Raw genomic sequence first — 19,947 nt, 5'->3', positions numbered from 1 at the left:
GATGAGCGCCCAGGGTGGCGCCGCCAGGACCCAGGCGGCCCGGGACAACGGCCAGAAAAAGCCGGACAAGACTCCTGACAGGGAGGGCTACAAGGCCCGCGAGGAGGAGGGCAACCCGACCCAACCGGCACGACAGCCGGACGGACAGCAGCCCCGGCCCCAGACCGCGGGCCCGGCGCCCACGGCTCCCGCACGGGCCCCCGGCCCGCCGGAGCACGACAACGACACCACACGCCTCAGCCGGTCGCTCGCGACCGAGGCTCCCCCGCCGGCCGTCGAGCTGAGCGGCAAGAAGAAGTCGTCGGGCGGAGGCGCGCGCCTCCCCCGCAAGGCCCACCTGGTGCTGCGCCGCATCGAGCCGTGGTCGGCCATGAAGTTCAGCTTCGTGGTGTCCCTGGTCTGCTTCGTGGTGCTCTTCGTCGCGGTCGCCGTCCTGTACGGAGTGCTGTCGGCCCTGGGCGTCTTCGACTCGATCGTGGGCCTGGTCAACCAGCTGAGCCAGGGCGAGCAGGGCGAGGGGGCGCTCCAGATCGACATCGCCTCCTGGTTCGAGCCGATGCGCATCCTGGGCTACACGGCTCTCATCGGCGCTGTGAACGTCGTTCTCATCACCGCCCTCGCCACCCTCGGCGCCGTCATCTACAACGTCTCCAGCGACCTTGTGGGCGGCGTGGAGGTGACCTTCAGCGAGGCCGAGTAAACCTTTCCGCGCGGGCTCGCGCCGTCTCCCGGACGGCGCGAGCAGCGTGCGGGAGGCGGTAAGCTTTCTTCTGCCCGGACCGGCCGGTTCGCCTCCGCGCGGCGGATGCGGTACGGTTCGAGTGTCGCGGGGCTATAGCTCAGACGGTTAGAGCGCTTCCCTGATAAGGAAGAGGTCCCTGGTTCAAGTCCAGGTAGCCCCACACAGTCTGACCAGTCAAGAGGCCGCTATCCGATCTTCGGAGAGCGGCCTTCTGCTGTCTGCGTGTCTATCTGCGTGACTATCGTTCCGGATCACTTGTTGCAGAGCCTCAGACCTGCGTCACTCCGTCTCACCATGCCAAGTCTCTCGTGGATGTTCTATCCGGTGGATCGTCACGCCCTCTACTACAAGGCAGACAAGCTTCCAGAGTATTGTTCTAGGGTTCTGGCCTGCGTAGACGCGAGGCTACCCTGCGCTGGCTTCCTGCGTGATGCGTCTACCCCCACCGAGATTCGGTGAGGGCAGACGCGGGACGGGGGGCCGCGCCGCTGTCCGGTCTCATCTGCGGGACGCGTACGCGAGCTCGCAGGCGTGGGTCATGACCGCGGGCCCGGTGCAGGAGTTCATCCACAGCGGGGGGACGGAGATCATGGAGGAAATTGTCGCCCTGCACCGGTCGGGGGGTGGCGAATGATCCGCGGGCTCGGGAGGCGGTCGCTCTCAAGGGATGGTCGGGGGGTCGCAGTGGGCTTCCTTCAGGGTGGGGCGGCAGACGTAGTTCGCCTGGATGGGGCGGCGGGATTCGACGGTCATGAGCCACACCTCGCGGTTCTGGGCGTCGTGGTCGGTGGCGTCGGCGGAGAAGGACACGGTGCCGGTCGCGCCGTCGAACGCCTGGCCGCGCAGGTTGTAGTGGACGCCGCTGGGGATGTCGTCGGCGTCGCTCTGGGTGCGGTACGTGTCGAAGGCGATGCCGACGGCCTGGGCGGCGTCGTAGCCGAACGCGGCGTGCGCGAAGGAGACGGTGGCGCCGGACTTCTCCGCCCACTGCCGCAGGGTGCGCTGGCTCTGGTTTTCGAGCGCCGGGTCGCGGACGTCGGTCAGCGACACGAAGGACATGCTCATGTCGTGGCCGGCCGGGTTCGACCGTACGTTCTTCGCGATGGCGCCGGTGATGTCGTCCGAGGCGAGCAGTTTGACGCCGCGCTGCTCGCAGGAGGCGCCCCAGGCCCGTACGAGGCTGCTCAGGAAGTCGGCTCTGCCCGTGTAGTAGACGACTTTCGCGCCCGATTCGCAGCCGTCCCGGATGGCCGCCCCGAGCGAGGCGTCGTCCCTGAACGGGTAGTCGCGGCCGGGCGGCTGGAAGCGGTGGCCTGCCGGCGGCTGCGAGGTGGAGGCGACCAGCAGCAGCGGGCCGCGCTGCCCGTCGCGGGCCCGCACCTCTTCCACGAGTTCCATGAACCGGCGGCCGGTGGTGCCCGGCTCGGCGTCCTGGAGCGCTATCAGGGGGTAGGCGTTGCGGCCCCAGCCGGGCCAGGGGATGAGGCGGCGCTGGTAGGCCTGGCGGAGGTCCTCCAGCAGGGCGGTCACCATCAGCCGTTCGACCTCGTCCTGATCGGCGCGGCCGACGCTGATGGCGTACGCGATGAGGTCCTCGCCTCTCCTGCGCCGGACGTAGGGGGCCTTGCGGAACCAGCGGTAGAAGAGCCAGCCGCGGATCAGCAGCAGGGCGTGGAGCAGGGCGCCGACGACGGCCACGATCGGGCTGGCCAGCCAGAGCACCAGGCTGACGCCGTCCACGAGCTTCTGGAGCCCGAACGTGGCCAGCCCGGTGGCGGGCAGCCAGGTGGTCATGGTCCTGCTGAGGTAGTCGGCCATGACGCGTAAGGCCGGGCCGGTGAAGGCGTCCTTCTTCCGCCGCTCGGACAGCGAGCGCCGCAGAGTCGTCCGTACACCGACAGGGTCTTTCGGCTCGTTCGCCGCGGTCGCCCGCTCGTTCCAGGCCCAGAGGACGAACCGGGTCAGCGGAAAACGGGGAGGCGGCAGCAGCGTGCCCTTGACCCACGGCGTCAGGGAGCCGTTATTTCCGACGAGTTTCCCGACGATTGTCGAAATGTCCGCTTCGTGGGTGTTTATCTCTGCGTACGGGGCCCTTCGCCGGAAACGCTTCGCCGTCTCCACGGCCTCCTCGGCAGACTTCGCGTCGCCGGTGAACACCAGGATCGGCAGCGCACGCTCTCTGGCCAGCAGTGGGGGACGGCGTTGTGCCTCGTCAAGCAGCTCGTACACGGAAATGGACGGCACCAAGCCTCCGGACTCGTGTCGCGCCCCCCGCAGCATTCGTCGACAAGAGGACTATCTCGCGACCAGTATTCCTCCGTTCATATTCAATTCGGTCGATTCAGGCAAGAGCGAATTCAGATGCGGGCGGCGACGCCGTCGAGGATCAGTTCGAGCCCGAGTGAGAAGTCCAGATCGGCGGTGTCCGGCGGGGCGTTCTCGAAGGCCGCCGAGGCGAACAGCCGGGCCGTCTCGGGGAAGCGCCCGGGGTCGACCAGCCGGGCCAGCGCGCGTCCGTAGTCGCGCTCGGCCTCGGCCTGCCCCTGACCTTCCGCTCTGCCCTCGGCGAGCTCGCTGTGCTGCCGTACGGAGTGGACGACGTAGCCGTTGAGCAGGGACAGGATGCCGACCTTGTGAGCCCAGTCGAGGCGGGTGCGGGACAGGATCGCGAGCCCGGCCTCCAGCCAGGCGATCCCGTGCGGGCCGGAGGGCGGGCCGGAGGTGGGCACGCGGGTCAGCCAGGGCCGGCGACGGAATACCTCGCGCTGGGCGAGCGCCCAGGCGCGGAGTCCTTGTCGCCAGTCGCCGGTGTCGAGGTCGGGCGGGGTGCCCATGGCGGCGTCGGCCATGAGCGTGAGCAGCTCGTCCTTGGATCCGACGTGCCGGTAGAGCGACATCCCGGTGAAACCGAGACTCTTGGCGACCTTGGGGATGGTGACGCCGCCGAGCCCGTCACGGTCGGCGATCTTCACGGCGGCGGCAATGATCACGTCGACGTCGAGGGTCGCGGGCCGCCCCAGCCGCGAGGACTCGGGCAGCCGCCACAGCCGGCGCAGCGCCGCCGGAACTTCGCTGGTCATCGCTCCCTCGTTCGCCCCCCGGAGAGTCGGCTCCCATCATGCCAGAGTCTATTAATTTATCTGTGATACTTTCTCTCTGAAACTAAGTCTCGGCGAGAGGGATGAACATGAGCGTCGACGCCGCGCCGCGGACACCGAGAGGGCCGGTCCGGCGCGCCGAACGCGCCCTCGCGCCGGACCTGGCCAGGGGCTCGATGCTGCTGATCATCGCGGTGGCCAACGCCGCCGGGGTCGTCTTCGCCAGTCAGCCCGGCCTCGACCCCGCGCCCGAAGGCGTCGAGCGCGGCCTCGGCTTCCTGCTCTTCGAGCTCGTCCACGCCCGCGGCTACCCGGTCTTCGCCGTGATGTTCGGCTACGGCATCGTCCAGCTCGCCCGCCGCCAGGACGCCTCCGGCGCCCCGCCGCGGCGGGTCCGCTCGGTGCTGGTGCGCCGCAACCTCTGGCTCGTCGCCTTCGGGTTCGCGCACGCCGCCCTGCTGAACTACGGCGACTTCCTCGGCGCGTACGGGATCATCGGGATCGTGATGACCCTGGCGCTGCTGCGCCGGGGCGACAGGTTCCACCGGATCGCGCTGGTGATCTGGGCGGTGGCGGCGGCGCAGACCCTGGTCATGGGCGTCATGGTGGTTCGCGGTATCGGAGCGCCGGGCGGGCCGGCCCCGCTGCCGGTGATCCACGTCGAGTCTCTCGCCGCGCCCGGATACCTGGAGTCGATGCAGGCCCGCCTGGTCGAATGGCCGCCGCACACCCTCACTGTGGTGCCCTCGATCCTCATCGCCTGGCTGGGCATGTGGGCCGCCCGCAGGCGCGTCCTCGAAGAGCCCGCCCGGCACCGGACCCTGCTGACGTGGACCGCCGTGCTCGGGCTCGGCATCGCCGTCGTCGGAGGGCTGCCCGCCGCCCTGGTCGGCGCCGGATGGCTGCACGTGGACGCGGCGACCGCCGGTTCGATGCTGACCCTCCACGGCGCCAGCGGGATGTTCGCCGGCCCGGGTTACGTGGCCGTCTTCGGCCTGATCGCGATGCGGGTCACGCGGCCCGGTCCCGTCGCCGGAGCCCTGTCGGCGCTGGGCCGCCGGTCCCTGTCCGGGTACCTGTTCCAGTCGGTGGCCTGGCTCGTCCTCCTGGCGCCCTTCACGCTCGACCTCGGCCGCCGCTCCGGCAGTCCTGCGGTGACGGGGCTGGTCGTCGCGGTCGCGGTCTGGCTGGTGACCGTCCTGATCGCCGTCCTCCTCGACCGGCGAGAGCAGGCCGGCCCGGCCGAGACCGTGCTGCGCCGGCTGACCTACGGTCCTCGCCCGTAGCCGCGGCTCCACAGGACGCGCATCCAGATGTTCGTCGCGTGCGGTGCGCAGGTCGGTGACGAAGGTGACGTCCGGCACGGGGGCGGCCGGCGGCTGGTGGGTGAGGACGAACTGGGGCCCGCTCCACCCGCCGCCGAACGCCTCGCCCTCGTGCTCGGTTCCTTTGTACGGGTCGTCGCCGCGGAAGGAGCGGTTGCCGACGAGAAGCGTGCCGATCCGGGGGAGCAGGTCGTCGACGGTGGGGTTGGGTGGCTGTCCGGGGTGGGCGGAGTCATCGCGGGACCCTCCTTCTGTCTGGTTTGGGGGGTGCATTAGGTTAGCCTTGCCTAAGTTGAGCGATTGGAGAACCGATGCGCCGTCCCTTCCGTGCCCGCCTGCTCGGGGCGCTTCTCGCCCCCGCCCTGATCGCGCTCGCGGCCTGCGGCAGCGAAGGCGGGACCGACGTGGCCGCCGCCACCGGCGGCGTGACCGTGACCCACGCCCAGGGCAGCACCACCCTGCCCGCCACGCCGGAGAAGGTCGTCGTCTTCGACCTCGGCGTCCTCGCCACCCTGGACGAGCTCGGCGTCGAGGTGGCCGGGGTGCCGGCGATCGAGAACCTGCCGGACAAGCTGGCCAAGTACGCCGGGGACGACTACACCAAGGTCGGCTCGCTGTTCGAGCCGGACTTCGAGAAGGTCAACGCGCTGGACCCGGACCTCATCGTCGTGGCCGGGCGCTCCTCGCCCGCCTACGCCGAGCTGGCGAAGATCGCCCCCACCGTCGACCTGACCGTGGACAACACCAAGTTCCTGGACAGCTTCCGCGAGCGCACCACCGCCCTCGGCACGATCTTCGGCAAGGAGGCCGAGGTCAAGCAGCGCCTCGACGCCATCGACAGCGCCGTGGCCGAGGTCAAGGCCAAGGCGGGCGACCGCAGAGGGCTGGTCGTGCTCACCACCGGCGGCAAGATCACCGCACACGGTCCCGGCGGCCGGTTCGGCTTCGTACACGACGAGCTGGGCGTGCGGCCCGCCGCCGACGGCCTGAAGGCGGAGACGCACGGCGAGGCGGTCTCGGCCGAGTTCATCGCCAAGACCGACCCCGACCTGCTGTACGTGGTCGACCGCGACGCGGCCGTCGGCGAGAGCGGCCAGGCCGCCAAGCAGGTGCTCGACAACGCGCTCGTCAAGGGCACCAAGGCCGCCCAGAACGACAAGATCGTCTACCTCGACCCGTTCACCTGGTACCTGGCCCCGACCGCGCTCAGCTCCGTCGACAGCATGGTCGAGGTCATCGGAGACAGCCTGTCGTGACGCGGCTGCGCGCCTGGCACCTCGCGGCCGGGACGGCGCTGCTCGCCGTCCTGGCCGCCTGGTCGCTGTTCGTGGGCGTCAGTGACCTCTCCCTCGCGGGCCTGCTCGACGGGCGGCCGGACGAGGTACGGATGCTCGTCGAGTCCCGGCTGCCGAGGCTGCTCGCCATCCTGCTGGCCGGGACCGCGATGAGCGTGGCCGGGCTGGTCATGATGCACATCACCGGCAACCGGTTCGTCACCCCGTCCACCGCGGGCACCACCGAGTCGGCCACCCTGGGCGTCCTCGTGGCCACGCTGCTGGCGGGCGGCGAGGCGCTGATCGTCAAGATGTCCTTCGCGGTGGCCTGCGCGCTGGTCGGCACCTTCTTCTTCCTGGCGGTGCTGCGCCGGCTCACCTTCCGCGACATGATCCTCGTACCGCTGGCCGGGATCATGTTCGGCAGCGTCGTCGGCGCCGCCACCACGTTCGTCGCCTACCGGGCCGACCTGCTGCAGAGCCTCGGCGCGTGGACCTCGGGCGACTTCTCCGGCGTGCTGCGCGGGCGCTACGAGCTGCTGTGGATCGCGGGCGCGGTGACCGTGCTCGGCTATCTGTACGCGGACCGGTTCACGGTCGCGGGGCTGGGCCGGAGCTTCGCCGTCAACCTCGGCGTCCGCTACGACCGGGTGGTCAACACCGGGCTGGTGCTGACCGCCGTCATCACCGCGGTCGTGGTGGTGACGGTCGGGGAGGTGCCGTTCGTCGGGCTCATCGTGCCCAACCTGGTCACGATGGTGCTCGGTGACCACCTGCGGTACGCGCTGCCCGCGACCGCGCTGGCCGGGGCGCTGTTCGTGCTGCTCTGCGACATCGCCGGAAGACTGGTGCGGTTCCCGTACGAGATCCCCGTCTCGACCGTGCTGGGCGTGGTCGGCGCCGCCGCGTTCCTGGCCCTGCTGCTGGGCGGAGGCAGGCAGGTGAGGGCGCGATGACGGCCACCCGCGTCGCTGCCGCCCCCGCCCGCCGCAGGCTCGCGCTGCTCGCCCTGCTCGCGGTCGTCGCGGCCGCCGGGTTCTGCCTGATCGGGCTCGCCGGGAACTGGGAGTACGCGCTGATCATCCGGTCGCGCAAGCTGGCCACGATGGTCGTGGTGGGCGTGGCCGTCGCCTGCTCCAGCGTGCTGTTCCAGACCGTGACGGGCAACCGGATCCTGACGCCCGGCATCATGGGCTTCGACCAGCTCTTCGTGCTGATCCAGACGATGATCGTGTTCCTGTTCGGGGCGCTGGCGCTCAGCTCGGCCGACCCCCGGCTGCTGTTCGCCGGGCAGGTCGCGGTGATGGTGGTCTTCGCCGGGCTGCTCTACCGGTGGCTGTTCGGCCGCGACGGGCGCGACCTGTTCGTGCTGGTGCTGGCCGGGGTCGTCTGCGGCACGCTGTTCGGCAGCCTCTCCTCGCTGGCCGCCCGGCTGATCAACCCGAACGACTTCGTGGTGCTGCAGGACAGCCTGTTCGCCAGCTTCAACCAGGTGGATCCCGCCCTGCTCGGGCTGTCGGCCGTGCTGGTCGCCGCGATGGCGGTCTGGACCGTACGGCTCGCGTACCGGCTCGACGTGGTCGCGCTCAGCCGCGAGCACGCGATCAACCTGGGCGTGCACCACGCCTCGGTCGTCAACCAGGCGCTGGTCGTGGTCGCGGTGCTGGTGTCGGTGTCCACCGCGCTGGTCGGCCCGCTCACCTTCCTCGGGGTGCTGGTCGCGAACCTGGCCAGGCAGCTCACCGGCACCTTCCGCCACCTGACCCTGCTGCCCGCCGCGGCGTTCGTCTCCGTGATCGTGCTGGTCGGCGGGCAACTCGTGCTGGAACGGGTGTTCGGCATGAACACCGCGCTCAGCGTCATCATCAACTTCGTGGGCGGTGCCTACTTCATCGCCCTGCTCATCCGGGAGTCCCGACGGTGATCGAGATCAAGGACATCACCAAACGCTACGGCGGCACGACCGTCGTCGACCGGGTGTCGCTGACCATCCCGCCCGGCGGCGTCACCTCCGTCATCGGCGCCAACGGGGCGGGCAAGTCGACGCTGCTGTCGATCGTCAGCCGGCTCATCCCCGCCGACGAAGGCACCGTCACCGTGGACGGCATGGACGTGGCCACCACCCCCGGCGAGCGCCTGGCCCGCCGGCTGGCCGTGCTCCGCCAGGACAACCACCTGTCGGTCCGGCTCACCGTACGAGAACTCGTCGCCTTCGGGCGCTTCCCGCACTCCGGCGGGCGGCTCACCGCCCGCGACCACCGGCTCGTCGACGAGGCCATCGACTACTTCGAACTGGGCGACCTCGCCGACCGGCAGCTCGACCAGCTCTCCGGCGGGCAGCGGCAGCGCGCCCACGTCGCCATGGTGCTCTGCCAGGACACCGACTACGTGCTGCTGGACGAGCCGCTCAACAACCTCGACATGCGCCACGCGGTGCACATGATGCGCCGCCTGCGCCGGATGGCCGACGACTTCGGCAAGACCGTGGTCCTGGTCGTGCACGACATCAACTTCGCCTCCTGCCACTCCGACACGATCGTGGCGATGAAGGACGGCGCGGTGATCGCGCAGGGGAGCACGGCGGACATGATGACGCCCGAACTCCTCCACCAGGTCTACGACCTCGACATCGACGTGCACGACATCGGCGGCAGCCGCATCGGCGTCTACTTCTCCTGACAGAACACCGTCCCCAGCGCCTTGGCGAGGGCGGTCGGGTGGCCAGGTCCTTCGTGGTCGAGACCAGCTCACCGGCGCCGTACTCCAGGGACGGGTTCATCCGGGTGGCGTCCACCATCTTGCCCCGGTAGGGGATCTCCTTCACCAGCCCGTCGAGCTGGGTCTTCACGCTAGGAGCGGCGGCCCGCCCCGGAGGATGGGGCGGGCCGCACGGTTTCGCTGCGGAGAACCGCAGTCAGCAGCGGTTGATGCGGGAGTTCACCAGGTTGATGTTGCGGATGACGATGTTGGTGCCGCACGGGTTCTCGTTGATCGCCGAGTTCGTCAGCGTGAGGTTCTGCAGCGTGATGTCCCTGGTGACGGGGAACTCGCTGCGGGCCGCGATGCGGATGTCGGAGCCGTTCACGGTGCCGCTCTGGGCGGCGATCGTGACGTTGTAGCAGTTCTCGATGAGGATGGAGTTGCTGCCGGTCTGCGCGATGTCCACCCGGTCGATCACCGCGCCGCCGCTCTCCGACACGCAGAAGACGCCCCGGCCGCCGCCGCGCGCCTTGACGGTGCCGACGCGCACGTTGACGGGGTACGAGCTGCCGATCCGGCCGTTGCGGTTGGCCATCCGGAAGGCGGCGTAGCCGGTGCCGGTGCCGGCGCCCTCGGCGTCCACGGTGCCGATGTCGGCGTTGATCGTGTCGTTGAGGAGGAGGCCGGACTCGCCGGTGTTGCGGGCGGTGACGGTGCCGATGGTGATGCCGTCGACGCCGTACGTCTCGACGCCGTGGCTGCCGCCGCCGGAGGCGTACACGCTGTCGATGCGGACGTTCCTGGTGCGGACGTTCCGGTTGGCGTGGTTGTCGATGCGCACGCCGAGGCCGGCCGAGCCGAGCCGCAGGTCGAGCCGGCCGAGGGTGATGTTGGTGCCGTTCCGGACGAAGACGCCGAAGTACGGGTTGCCGGTCACGTTGAGCCGGGTGATCTCGACGTCAGTGACGTTCTGGGCGCGCACGGCGGCGTTGTTGGCGCTGATCGTGCCGGTGACGTTGATCGTGCCGCACACTTCCAGGATGGTGTAGCTGGGCAGGTCGAGCGACTGGTTGGCGTTCATGTTGCCGGAGCCGCGGACGACCACCTTCTGCTTGGAGGTGCGGCCGGAGGTGAGGCTGCCGACGGCGCGGCGCATGGCCTCGATCATGCTGCTGCCGGTGTAGAGGGTGGTGCCGCCGTTCCTGGCCGTCCAGGTGCCGCCGTTGAGGACGGCCTCGGCGTGGTAGGAGCCGCTGCCGCAGTCGCCGGTGCCGCCGCCGCTGCCCATCTTGACGAGCTGCCACTGCTGGTTGGCGCCGTTGAGGTCGTCCCATTGGGAGATGCGGGCGCCGTCGGCGGTGGACCACTCCCAGACTTCGAGGGCTTTGCCGCTGTGCCGGTTGATCAGGCGGACGTGGCCGCCGTCGGAGTCGGCGAGGCGGAACTGCTGGTTCCAGCCGTTGGTGTCGGTCCATTGGACGATCTGGGCGCCGCCTTCGGCGTTCCACTCGTACACGTCGAGGACCTTGCCGCTGTGGCGGGATTTGAGCCGGTAGTAGCCGTCGCCGGAGCTGACGAACTGCCACTGCTGCTGGTTGCCGTCGGTGCGGGCCCACTGCACCATCGGGGCGCCGTCGTTGGTGGCCAAGTTGTAGACGTCGAGGGCTTTGCCGCTGTGCCGGTTGACCAGCACGTACCAGGCGTTGGTGTCGACGCTGGCCGCCTGGGCGGGTAACTGGAGGGCGACGACGCCGGTCAGCGCCGTGGCCAGGGCGGCCAGGACGGTGAGCAGGCACCGCCAGGCTCGGGCAACGGATTTCACGTCTCTGCTCCCATCCCGATCAAGGAAAGCGCTTTCCTTCAGCACTAGATCAGCGAGGACAGGCCGCCCCGTCAAGCGCGCCGAACCGGGCAGAGCGACTGCCAGCCGAAACCTGGTGAAACTTTCATCGGATGTCTTAGGCTGGTCACCCCCGACAATCCACCAGAAGGGCCCGCATGCACCTCATAAGGTCCGCTCAATCGCCCCAGTGGGTGGTCCGCACCGAGGACGGTGACCGGGCGCTGCCCGCCGGCTTCTCCCTCGGTGACGCGCTCTCCGCCGACCTCGGCCACTTCCGCGACCAGCTCGCCCGCGCCGGAGGATCCGTCGCCGCGGTCACCCCCGCCGCCCCCGTCGACCCCGACACCGAGGTGTGGGCGGCCGGCGTCACCTACCGCCGCTCCCGCGAGGCCCGGGTCGAAGAGAGCACCGAACCCGACATCTACCAGCGGGTCTACGACGCCGAGCGGCCCGAGCTGTTCTTCAAGTCGATCGGCTGGCGGGTCCGCGGCCACGACGAGACCATCGGCATCCGCGAGGACTCCACCTGGGACGTGCCCGAACCCGAGCTGGCCGTCATTCTCACCGCGAGCGGCGAGGTCGCCGGCTACACCGTCTGCGACGACGTCAGCAGCCGCTCCATCGAGGGCGACAACCCCCTCTACCTGCCGCAGGCCAAGATGTACGCGGGAGCCACCGCGCTCGGCCCCGGCATCCGCCCCGCCTGGGAAGTGCCCGACCCCTACGACCTGACGATGACCGTCACCATCACCCGCGACGGCGAGACCGCCTGGACGGAGACGGCGAGCACGGGCCAGCTGCACCGCCGCATCGACGAGCTGGCCGCCTGCCTGTTCACGGCCGAGCGCTACCCGCGCGGCGCGGTGCTGTCGACCGGCACCTGCCTGGTCCCCGGCTCGGACTTCACGCTGCGTCCGGGCGACCGGGTGGAGATCGCCATCGACGGCGTGGGCACCCTCGCCAACGAGGTGCGGCCCGCCAAGGAGATCAGCTCGCAGCCTCCACCACGTTGAAGACCCCGCCGCCGGAGACGCGGGCCAGCCGCAGGCCGGCCCGCTCGAACAGCTCCGCGTACTCCCCCGCCGTCCGCTGACGGGCACCCCTGGCGATCACCAGCATCTCCAGGTCGATCAGCGTGGCGGCGGTCGGCTCGCGCGGCGGGTCCGGGATGACGGCCTCGCACAGCAGCACCCGGCCGCCGTCGCGCATCGCCCGCCGGCAGTTGGCCAGGATGCGCACGGCGTCGTCGTCACCCCAGTCGTGGACGATGTTCGACAGCAGGTAGGCGTCCCCTCCCGGCGGCACCGCCGTGAAGAAGTCGCCGCCCACCAGCTCGCACCGGTCCGCCACCCCCGCCGCCGCGAGCGGCCCGCCCGCCCCCTCGATGACGTGCGGCAGGTCGAACAGCACCCCGCGCCCCTCCGGGTGCGCCGACAGGATGGCGGCCAGCATCGCGCCGTGGCCGCCGCCCACGTCGACGACGGTCCGGTACGGAGTGAAGTCGTGGCCGCGCACCGCGGGCCAGACGAACGCGGTGGACACCGACGTCATCGCGTCGTTCAGCACCTCGCCGTGCCCGGGATGGTCGCGGAAGTGCTCGAAGGCCGGGCCGAAGACCCGCTCGAACGCCGACTCGCCGGTCCGCACGCTCTCGACCAGCCCCGACCAGGCCTGCCGGTGCCACGCCGAACCCAGCATCACCGCGAACCCGCGCTGCGACTCCGGATGATCCCGGCGCAGCCGCTCCCCCACCTCGGTCAGCTCGAAGACGCGCCCGTCCAGCTCCCGGAGCACACCCAGATCGGCCAGCGCCCGCAGCAGCCGGTAGAACGCCCCGGGATGCGCGCCCACCGCCCGGGCCAGCGCGTCGGCGTCACGCGCGCCACCGGCCAGCTCGTCGGCCACCCCGAGCCGCGCGGCGGCACAGACCGCCGGCGCCACCCAGGCACCGCTGATGTAGCTGAGCAACAGCTGGGCCGGGTCCATGGAACCCTCCTCGGGTCGTCGCGTCCGGAGGGGGTCACCGCGCCGTCATTATCCCTCAGGTGAACGCGCCGTCCCGCGCTCGTGTCGTACGAATGAGCAGAAACTGGACAGGATGTGGCCTGGTGAACGGCTGCCCGCGACCGCCATCGTGTCCCGTACCCGCACCCTCACGCGGGGCGGCCATCCACCGGCGGATGGCCGGGGCGCGGTAGCGGTCCGTTGGGCGCGGGGGGCCTCGCTCAACGGACCCACCGCGCCGTCTCGGGAAACAGTGGGAACTTCGCATCGCCGTCGCGGCAAAGACCTGCGTCACCGCCGCAACCGGAGAGGCAGCAGATGCGACGACTGAGCCCGCCGTCGGATCCCGAGACCCTGGACGACGCCGAGGTCATCGCCAGGTCGAGGGACGATCCCGAGCGGTTCGCCGTCCTGTTCACCCGGCACGCTCCCGTGCTCAAGCGGTACGTCGTGCGCAGGCTCGGCGCCGAGGCGGCCGAGGACATCGTGGCCGAGACGTTCACGGCGGCGTTCCGGCAGCGCGCCCGCCGCCACCCTTGTGCGCTGGCTTCGCTCAACGGACCTACCGCCGCCGCTGTCAGGTGTCCTCGCCGATCTAGAATCTTCTCTTCAGGACTCGGAGCAGTCGGTCCAGAACCCTGATTGCCGCAGTTCGGCGCTCCTGGCTTTTCGACCACACGGCGGGTAGAACGACACCAACGTATACAGCAGCGGCGATGACCAGCACTACTTGGATTAGACTCATTGACACGTTGCACCTCTGATGGGTTCGACGTAGTGGGAAAGATGACGGCCTCCCGCGCCATCGGGAGGCCGTCCGCCCTGGTCACCTGCCCTCGATCATGAGGGAATGCGACCCGGACACGTTGTTGTTCAGCAAGGTCCGTAGCGGGTCAGACGTTTGACGCATCAAAGGAAAGCAGTAGTTGCACAACTCCGGCAATGTCGATGGTCTGACACGCGGGTTGAGGGAGTTACCTCTGGGTGTGGGAATCCTCCTCCGTCGGGGGAAAACGTGAGACCTTCGTAGCCGATGACGTCGAGGTGTGGATGCGGTATCGGGTCAAACGCATATGCTGTGACCCATGAAATCCATGGCCCTCCTGGAGCCTGACGATCTCTTATGTCTGCTGCGCATGCGTGTTCATGCGGGGTCGAACACCAGTGACCTTGAAGAAGCGAAGAAGATCGTGCAGGGTGCGGTGTCAGTCCAGGTCAACGAGTTGTCCTTGGCGTCTTCTTCTCGAGTTCTGGAGATCAGGAAATATGCCGTCACTAGTAGTGACGAGGCAGGCTCTCGTATTGGGAGAGGATTGACTCCGGCGGCTTCCTCGACCGCATTTATCTGGGATGTGCAGTGTACTTATCTGGATCTAGATCACGAAGAAGTCTGGATCTATACTTCTCCAGAAGATGCTATGTCCACGTACATGGCGGAGATGAGAAGGGCGTTCGCGCCAAGATTCCCGTTCGCGCCAGGCGGGTCGCATGTAACTAGCTGGATCGGTCACATCTTTGCGTTGCTCTTTGACGCCCCTCCAGCCGAGCCGCGCTTGCCGGCCGCTGTATCCCGCGTACGCACCGTCAGCCGACTGGAACTGAAAGCCACTGAAGCACGAATTTTCGATGCCCCGCATTCCCGGCGGCGGAAGATCGCGCTCGCACTCTATGATTCGGGCTTCAGGAACATTAGGAAACTGGCGTCCTTGACCGGCCTTACGCGTGACACCGTTTATCGCGAGCTTCGACGAGAAGAAAGAAGATAATAGGACGTCGGGGATCGTGGACGAGGCGGGGGAGACGCCCTGAGGTCAGTGGCGGGGGAGTACGGCGGTCATCACGAGGCCGCCGCCCTCGCGGGGGTGGGCTGTCACGTCGCCGCCGTGGGCGCGGGCCACGGAGCGGACGATGGACAGGCCCAGGCCCGCGCTCCGGCCGGTGACGGTGCGTTCGCCGTTGAGGCGGCGGAAGGGTTTGAAGAGTTCCTGCACGTCGTACGGGGGGACTGCCGGGCCGGTGTTGGTGACCGTCACCGTGACCTTGCCGCCGGGGGCGGTGCCGCTGGTGACGCGGACCCAGCCGGTGCCGTCGTGCAGGTTGTGCCGGATGCCGTTCTCGACCAGGTTCGTCACCAGCCGCTCCAGGAGCAGCGCGTCCCCGGTCGTGGGCGCCGGGCGGGCTTCCTCGTACACCTGGACCTTCTCCTGCGCGGCCTCCGGGGCGGTCTGGGCGACCACGTGCGCCACGATGTCGGCGAGGTCCACCGGCGAGCGGTCGGTCACCTCGTGCTCGGCCCGGGCGAGCAGCAGCAGCCCGGAGATGAGCCGCTCGTGCCGGGCGTTGATCTCCAGCAGGCTCTCGCCGAGCTGTCTCACGTCGGCGGACGCGGAGCGGCGGTGCATGGCCAGCGGTCACCTTGTGCAGCGGGGCCAGCATGCGCCCGGCCAGCACCCAGCCCAGCGCGGTCGCCAGGCAGGCGACCAGCAGCACCGCGATCACGCCCTGGGCCAGCAGGGACGTGGTGGCGGCGGTGCGCAGCGCCCCCTCCTGCTCGGCCAGCAGCCGCCGCGACTCCTCCGGGCTGAGCAGCACGCCGTCCCTGACGATGGAGAGGAAGCGGTGCCGGTTCCCGCCCGGGGCGCCGTACTTCTCCTCGAACATCCGTACCAGCTCCCGGTCGAACAGCAGGTACGTGACGCCGACGAGCACCACGCCGGCCAGCATGAACAGCGCCCCGTACACGACCGTGAGGCGCAGGCGCAGCGACAGCCTCATGGGATGCGGTAGCCCGCGCCGGGCACGGTCAGCACCACCGGCGGGTCGCCGAGCTTGCGCCGCAGCTTGAGCACGGTCAGCCGGACCACGCCGGTGAACGGGTCGGCGTTCTCGTCCCACGCCTTCTCCAGCAGCCGCTCGGACGAGACCACGGCGCCCTCGGCGCGCAGCAGCTCGGCCAGCACGGCGAACTCCTTGTTCGACAGCGGCACGTACCGCCCGTTCCGGTACACCTCCCGCCGGGCCGGGTCGAGCGTGATCCCGGCGCGGCGCAGCACCGGCGGCAGGGCGGGCCGGGCGCGCCGGCCGAGCGCCTGCACCCGGGCCGACAGCTCGGCGAACGCGAACGGCTTGGGCAGGTAGTCGTCGGCACCTAGCGACAGCCCGGTCACCCGGTCGCCGATCTCCCCCGCCGCCGTCAGCATCAGCACCCGCGCCGTCGACTCCGACTCCACCAGTTCCCGGCACACGTCGTCGCCGTGGACGAGCGGCAGGTCCCGGTCCAGGATGACCACGTCGTAGTCGTTGACCGCGATCCGCTCCAGCGCCGACTCGCCGTCCCCGGCGGTGTCCACGGCGTGCGCCTCGTCCCGGAGCCACTCGGCTATCGCGTCGGCCAGAATCCGCTCGTCCTCGACCACCAGCACTCGCATGCCGGAAATGGTGGCCGATGGGATGTTTGCTCGCCGTTAGCGCTGGTGGAAACCGCCGGGAAACCGGCGCCTCGGTTCCATCTCTTCCCGGACGGCCGGAACGGTTCCGGCCCCGATCGAGGAGAGACGTGATGCGAGTACGGATGCTCGGCCTGGCCGGGGCGCTCGCGCTGGCGCTGGCCGGGTGCGGCGCGGACGACCCCGGCGTGGCCACCGCGGGCGGCGACCCCGCGGCCGGCGCGCCCCCGAGCCTCAGCCGCGAGGAGCAGGGCCTGAAGTGGGCGCAGTGCATGCGCGAGAACGGCGTCGACGTCCCCGACCCCAAGCCCGGCCAGGGCATCCGGATGACGATGCGGCCCGGCGGCGAGGAGAAGATGGCCAAGGCCCGCGAGGCGTGCAAGGAGTGGCAGCCGACCGGAGGCGAGCGGGCGGGCGGCCGGGACGACGAGCACCTGCGCGCCATCGCCGCCTGCATGCGCGAGAACGGCGTGGAGAACTTCCCCGACCCAGACGGCGGGATGATGCGCATCACCAAGGACGTGGGCGACGACCCCGACTTCGCGGCGGCGCGGAAGAAGTGCCAGCTGGACCAGCCCAGGGGAGGCGACTGATGGGCGTGCGCCGCTGGACGGTCACGGCCGTGGTGCTGGCGGGCGCGGTGGCCGCCGCGGGTTTCGGCCTGCTCGGCAGGAGCCCGGCCGGGAAGCCCGCCGCCGCGCTGCCCCCGGCGACCGTGACGATCGGCAAGGAGACGCTGCGGGACACGGTGGAGGCCGACGGCGAGCTGGGCTACGGCCCGGCCACCTCGGCCGTGAACCGGCTGGGCGGCACCGTCACCTGGCTGCCCGGCAGCGGCGACGTGGTCGCCCGCGGCGAACCGCTCTACAAGATCGACAACGATCCGGTGGTGCTCATGTACGGGGGCACGCCCGCGTACCGGAACCTGACCGTCGGCGCGGAGGGCCGCGACGTCGCCGGCCTGGAACGCAACCTGAGCAAGCTCGGCTACGACGGCTTCACCGTGGACGACACCTACACCTGGGCCACCGCCCAGGCGGTCATGAGATGGCAGGAGGACCTCGGCCTGCCGGTGACGGGCGTGGTCGAGCTGGGCCGGGTGGTGTTCGCGAGCGGGCGGGTACGGGTCGACACCGTGGACGCCGAGGCCGGGCAGCCCGCCGCCCCCGGCCGGCGGGTGCTCGGCTACACGGGCACCGCCAAGGTCGTCACCGTACGGCTCACGCCGGAGGACCGGCGGCCGGCGGAGGAGGGCACGAAGGTGACGGTCACGCTGCCCGGCGGCGAGGACATCACCGGCAAGATCACCGAGGTCGCCACCGTGATCAGCCAGGGGCAGGGGAACGAGGAGGCGCGGACCGAGGTCGAGGTGCTGGTCTCGGTCCGCGGCAAGAAGGTCGCGGCCCTCGACCAGGCGGCGGTGGACGTGACGTTCACCGCCGAGGAGCGCGAGAACGTGCTCACCGTCCCGGTCGCCGCGCTGGTGGCGCTCCGCGAGGGCGGGTTCGGCGTGGAGGTCGTCGAGGGCGGAACCACCCGCTACGTACCGGTCGAGGTGGGCCTGTTCTCCGGCGGACGGGTGGAGATCACCGGTCCCGGGCTCGCCGAGGGCATGACGGTCGGGATGGCGAAATGATCGAGCTGACGCGGGTGAGCAAGGTCTACCCGGGCGGCGTCACCGCGCTTGACGAGGTCTCGCTGGAGATCCGGCGCGGCGAGCTGGTCGCCATCGCCGGGCCGTCCGGGTCGGGCAAGTCGACGATGCTCAACACCATCGGCACGCTCGACCGGCCCACCTCGGGCACGGTCCGGATCGACGGGTACGACGTCGCGGCGCTCTCCGACGACCGGCTGTCGGCGCTGCGGGGGACCAGGATCGGCTTCGTGTTCCAGCAGTTCCACCTGGCCGCGAACGTCCCGGCGCTGGACAACGTGGCCGACGGCCTGCTCTACAGCGGCCTGCCGCCCGCCGAACGCCGCCGCCGCGCCCGGGCCGCGCTGGAACGGGTGGGGCTCGGCCACCGCCTGGACCACCAGCCGCACGAGCTGTCCGGCGGCGAGCGCCAGCGGGTGGCCATCGCCAGGGCGGTGGCCGGGGACCCGCCGCTGCTGCTGGCCGACGAGCCGACCGGCGCGCTGGACTCGGCGTCCGGGGCGGGGGTGATGGACCTGCTGCGCGACCTGCACGCCTCCGGTACGACGGTGCTGATCATCACGCACGACCGGGAGATCGCCGCCGGTCTGCCCCGCCGGGTGCGGATGCGCGACGGCCGGATCGTCGCCGACGACACCGGAGCGGCCTGATGGACCACCGCGACCTCACCCCGCCCCGGCTGCGGCCGGGCGACGTGCTCAGAGCCGGCGCGGTCGGCCTGCGCACCCGCCCGCTGCGGGCCTTCCTGTCGGCGCTCGGCATCGCCATCGGCATCGCGGCGATGATCGGCGTCGTCGGCATCTCCTCCTCGTCCGGCGCCGAGCTGGACCGGCAGCTCACCGCGCTCGGCACGAACCTGCTGACCGTCTCGTCCGGCACCACCCTCACCGGCGAGCAGGCCCGGATGCCGGTGGAGGCCGAGGCGATGATCGAACGCATCGGCCCGGTGCTGTCGGTGTCGTCCGTCGGGCTCGTCCCGGACGCCAAGGTCTACCGGTCGGAACGCATCCCGAAGGCGCAGACCGGCGGCATCTCCACCTACGCGGCCCGGCTCGACCTGCCCGGCGCGGTCGGCGCGACTCTGCGCACCGGCTCCTGGCTCAACCCCGCCACGCACACCTACCCCGCCGTGGTGCTCGGCTCCAAGGCCGCCGAACGGCTCGGCGTCGGCACGGCGGGCCCCGACACGCAGGTGCTGATCGGCGGTGAGCGTTTCACCGTCGCCGGCATCCTGGACCCGGTGGCGCTCGCCGCCGAGCTGGACACCGCCGCGCTGGTCGGCTGGCCGGTCGCGGAGGCCGAGCTGGGCTTCGACGGCCACCCCACCGTCCTCTACACGCGGGTGGACGAACAGCACATGGAGGCCGTACGGGACGTGCTGGCGGGCACCGGCAACCCGGAGGCCCCCAACGAGGTGGACGTCTCCCGCCCGTCGGACGCGCTCGCCGCCAAACAGGCCACCGACCAGGCGTTCACCGGCCTGCTGCTGGGCGTCGGCGCGGTGGCGCTGATCGTCGGCGGGGTCGGGGTGGCCAACACGATGGTCATCTCGGTGCTGGAGCGCCGGGCCGAGATCGGCCTGCGCCGCTCGCTGGGCGCCACCCGGGGCCAGATCCGCCTGCAGTTCCTGGCCGAGTCGCTGCTGCTGTCGGCGATCGGCGGGCTGGGCGGCGTCTGCGCCGGGGCCGCCGTCACAGTCGGCTACGCCACGTACGAGGGATGGCCGTCGGTGATCCCGGCCGAGGCGACGGCGGGCGGGCTGGCCGCGACGCTGCTCATCGGCGCGGTGGCCGGGCTCTACCCGGCGATCCGGGCCGCCCGCCTCTCCCCGACGGAGGCCCTGGCCGCGCCCTGAGCCCCG

At 70.6% G+C, this 19,947-nt stretch carries 19 protein-coding genes and 1 tRNA gene; 14 read left to right on the top strand and 6 right to left on the bottom strand.

From position 1 onward, the window contains the following. Position 1 precedes the first annotated feature (1 nt). Entirely contained in the window at positions 2 to 700 is a 699-nt protein-coding gene (locus AB0J42_RS13210; RefSeq protein ID WP_364292716.1) for a DUF3566 domain-containing protein, read from the top strand. A 128-nt stretch (positions 701 to 828) separates the two neighbouring features. Beyond that, positions 829 to 902 (top strand) — tRNA-Ile (locus tag AB0J42_RS13205). Between the two features lie 500 nt (positions 903 to 1,402). Here AB0J42_RS13205 and AB0J42_RS13200 read toward each other — a convergent pair. Continuing rightward, entirely contained in the window at positions 1,403 to 2,986 is a 1,584-nt protein-coding gene (locus AB0J42_RS13200) for a hypothetical protein (protein ID WP_364292713.1), read from the bottom strand. A 113-nt stretch (positions 2,987 to 3,099) separates the two neighbouring features. Then, positions 3,100 to 3,822: a TetR/AcrR family transcriptional regulator gene (locus AB0J42_RS13195; protein WP_364292710.1), complete on the bottom strand. Its 723-nt coding sequence runs from the start codon at positions 3,820 to 3,822 to the stop codon at positions 3,100 to 3,102. Between the two features lie 107 nt (positions 3,823 to 3,929). On the opposite strand from AB0J42_RS13195, the gene AB0J42_RS13190 reads away from it, so the two are divergent. From AB0J42_RS13190 to AB0J42_RS13170, 5 genes are all read left to right on the top strand, one after another. Beyond that, positions 3,930 to 5,126, top strand: a complete 1,197-nt coding sequence (locus AB0J42_RS13190; RefSeq protein WP_364292707.1) for a DUF418 domain-containing protein — start codon at positions 3,930 to 3,932, stop codon at positions 5,124 to 5,126. A gap of 350 nt (positions 5,127 to 5,476) precedes the next feature. Beyond that, entirely contained in the window at positions 5,477 to 6,421 is a 945-nt protein-coding gene (locus AB0J42_RS13185) for a siderophore ABC transporter substrate-binding protein (RefSeq protein ID WP_364292704.1), read from the top strand. Beyond that, positions 6,418 to 7,395, top strand: coding sequence for an iron chelate uptake ABC transporter family permease subunit (locus tag AB0J42_RS13180; protein WP_364292701.1), 978 nt, complete (start codon positions 6,418 to 6,420; stop codon positions 7,393 to 7,395). Before AB0J42_RS13185 ends, AB0J42_RS13180 begins: the two co-directional genes overlap by 4 nt. Further along, complete coding sequence (locus tag AB0J42_RS13175; RefSeq protein ID WP_364292698.1) at positions 7,392 to 8,363, top strand: iron chelate uptake ABC transporter family permease subunit; 972 nt, start codon at positions 7,392 to 7,394, stop codon at positions 8,361 to 8,363. Before AB0J42_RS13180 ends, AB0J42_RS13175 begins: the two co-directional genes overlap by 4 nt. After that, a complete protein-coding gene (locus AB0J42_RS13170) occupies positions 8,360 to 9,118 on the top strand; it encodes an ABC transporter ATP-binding protein (RefSeq protein WP_364292695.1) in 759 nt (252 codons plus the stop codon). Before AB0J42_RS13175 ends, AB0J42_RS13170 begins: the two co-directional genes overlap by 4 nt. A gap of 235 nt (positions 9,119 to 9,353) precedes the next feature. Here AB0J42_RS13170 and AB0J42_RS13165 read toward each other — a convergent pair whose 3' ends face one another. Next, entirely contained in the window at positions 9,354 to 10,910 is a 1,557-nt protein-coding gene (locus tag AB0J42_RS13165; protein ID WP_364293338.1) for an RICIN domain-containing protein, read from the bottom strand. A 227-nt stretch (positions 10,911 to 11,137) separates the two neighbouring features. On the opposite strand from AB0J42_RS13165, the gene AB0J42_RS13160 reads away from it, so the two are divergent. Next, positions 11,138 to 11,995, top strand: a complete 858-nt coding sequence (locus AB0J42_RS13160; protein WP_364292692.1) for a fumarylacetoacetate hydrolase family protein — start codon at positions 11,138 to 11,140, stop codon at positions 11,993 to 11,995. Here AB0J42_RS13160 and AB0J42_RS13155 read toward each other — a convergent pair. Continuing rightward, positions 11,970 to 12,968, bottom strand: a complete 999-nt coding sequence (locus AB0J42_RS13155) for a methyltransferase (RefSeq protein WP_364292689.1) — start codon at positions 12,966 to 12,968, stop codon at positions 11,970 to 11,972. The two genes, AB0J42_RS13160 and AB0J42_RS13155, sit on opposite strands and share 26 nt — an antisense overlap. Positions 12,969 to 13,304: 336 nt before the next feature. Here AB0J42_RS13155 and AB0J42_RS13150 point away from each other — a divergent pair, with 336 nt between their 5' ends. Then, a complete protein-coding gene (locus AB0J42_RS13150; RefSeq protein ID WP_364292686.1) occupies positions 13,305 to 13,628 on the top strand; it encodes a hypothetical protein in 324 nt (107 codons plus the stop codon). A 443-nt stretch (positions 13,629 to 14,071) separates the two neighbouring features. Further along, the gene (locus AB0J42_RS13145; RefSeq protein WP_364292683.1) at positions 14,072 to 14,752 is read left to right on the top strand and encodes a hypothetical protein; all 681 of its coding nucleotides are present in this window, start codon (positions 14,072 to 14,074) and stop codon (positions 14,750 to 14,752) included. A 45-nt stretch (positions 14,753 to 14,797) separates the two neighbouring features. Here AB0J42_RS13145 and AB0J42_RS13140 read toward each other — a convergent pair whose 3' ends face one another. Both AB0J42_RS13140 and AB0J42_RS13135 read right to left on the bottom strand, forming a co-directional pair. Continuing rightward, the gene (locus AB0J42_RS13140; protein ID WP_364292680.1) at positions 14,798 to 15,388 is read right to left on the bottom strand and encodes an ATP-binding protein; all 591 of its coding nucleotides are present in this window, start codon (positions 15,386 to 15,388) and stop codon (positions 14,798 to 14,800) included. Between the two features lie 369 nt (positions 15,389 to 15,757). Further along, positions 15,758 to 16,414, bottom strand: coding sequence for a response regulator transcription factor (locus tag AB0J42_RS13135; protein ID WP_364292677.1), 657 nt, complete (start codon positions 16,412 to 16,414; stop codon positions 15,758 to 15,760). Positions 16,415 to 16,545: 131 nt separating this feature from the next. Here AB0J42_RS13135 and AB0J42_RS13130 point away from each other — a divergent pair, with 131 nt between their 5' ends. From AB0J42_RS13130 to AB0J42_RS13115, 4 genes are read left to right on the top strand one after another with little or no spacing between them, the layout of a single operon-like run. Continuing rightward, on the top strand, positions 16,546 to 17,025 hold the full coding sequence (locus AB0J42_RS13130) for a hypothetical protein (protein WP_364292674.1): 480 nt from the start codon (positions 16,546 to 16,548) through the stop codon (positions 17,023 to 17,025). Continuing rightward, positions 17,025 to 18,068, top strand: coding sequence for a peptidoglycan-binding protein (locus AB0J42_RS13125; RefSeq protein ID WP_364292671.1), 1,044 nt, complete (start codon positions 17,025 to 17,027; stop codon positions 18,066 to 18,068). The genes AB0J42_RS13130 and AB0J42_RS13125 overlap by 1 nt, the downstream gene beginning before the upstream one ends. Next, a complete protein-coding gene (locus AB0J42_RS13120) occupies positions 18,065 to 18,736 on the top strand; it encodes an ABC transporter ATP-binding protein (RefSeq protein WP_364292668.1) in 672 nt (223 codons plus the stop codon). The genes AB0J42_RS13125 and AB0J42_RS13120 overlap by 4 nt, the downstream gene beginning before the upstream one ends. After that, a complete protein-coding gene (locus AB0J42_RS13115) occupies positions 18,736 to 19,941 on the top strand; it encodes an ABC transporter permease (protein WP_364292665.1) in 1,206 nt (401 codons plus the stop codon). Before AB0J42_RS13120 ends, AB0J42_RS13115 begins: the two co-directional genes overlap by 1 nt. The last annotated feature ends 6 nt before the right edge of the window (positions 19,942 to 19,947 follow it).

The sequence above is a fragment of the Nonomuraea sp. NPDC049649 genome, from assembly GCF_040675175.1.
Taxonomy (GTDB): domain Bacteria; phylum Actinomycetota; class Actinomycetes; order Streptosporangiales; family Streptosporangiaceae; genus Nonomuraea.
Note: the sequence above shows the minus strand (reverse complement) of the source record. Positions and strands in the feature narration are given on the sequence as shown.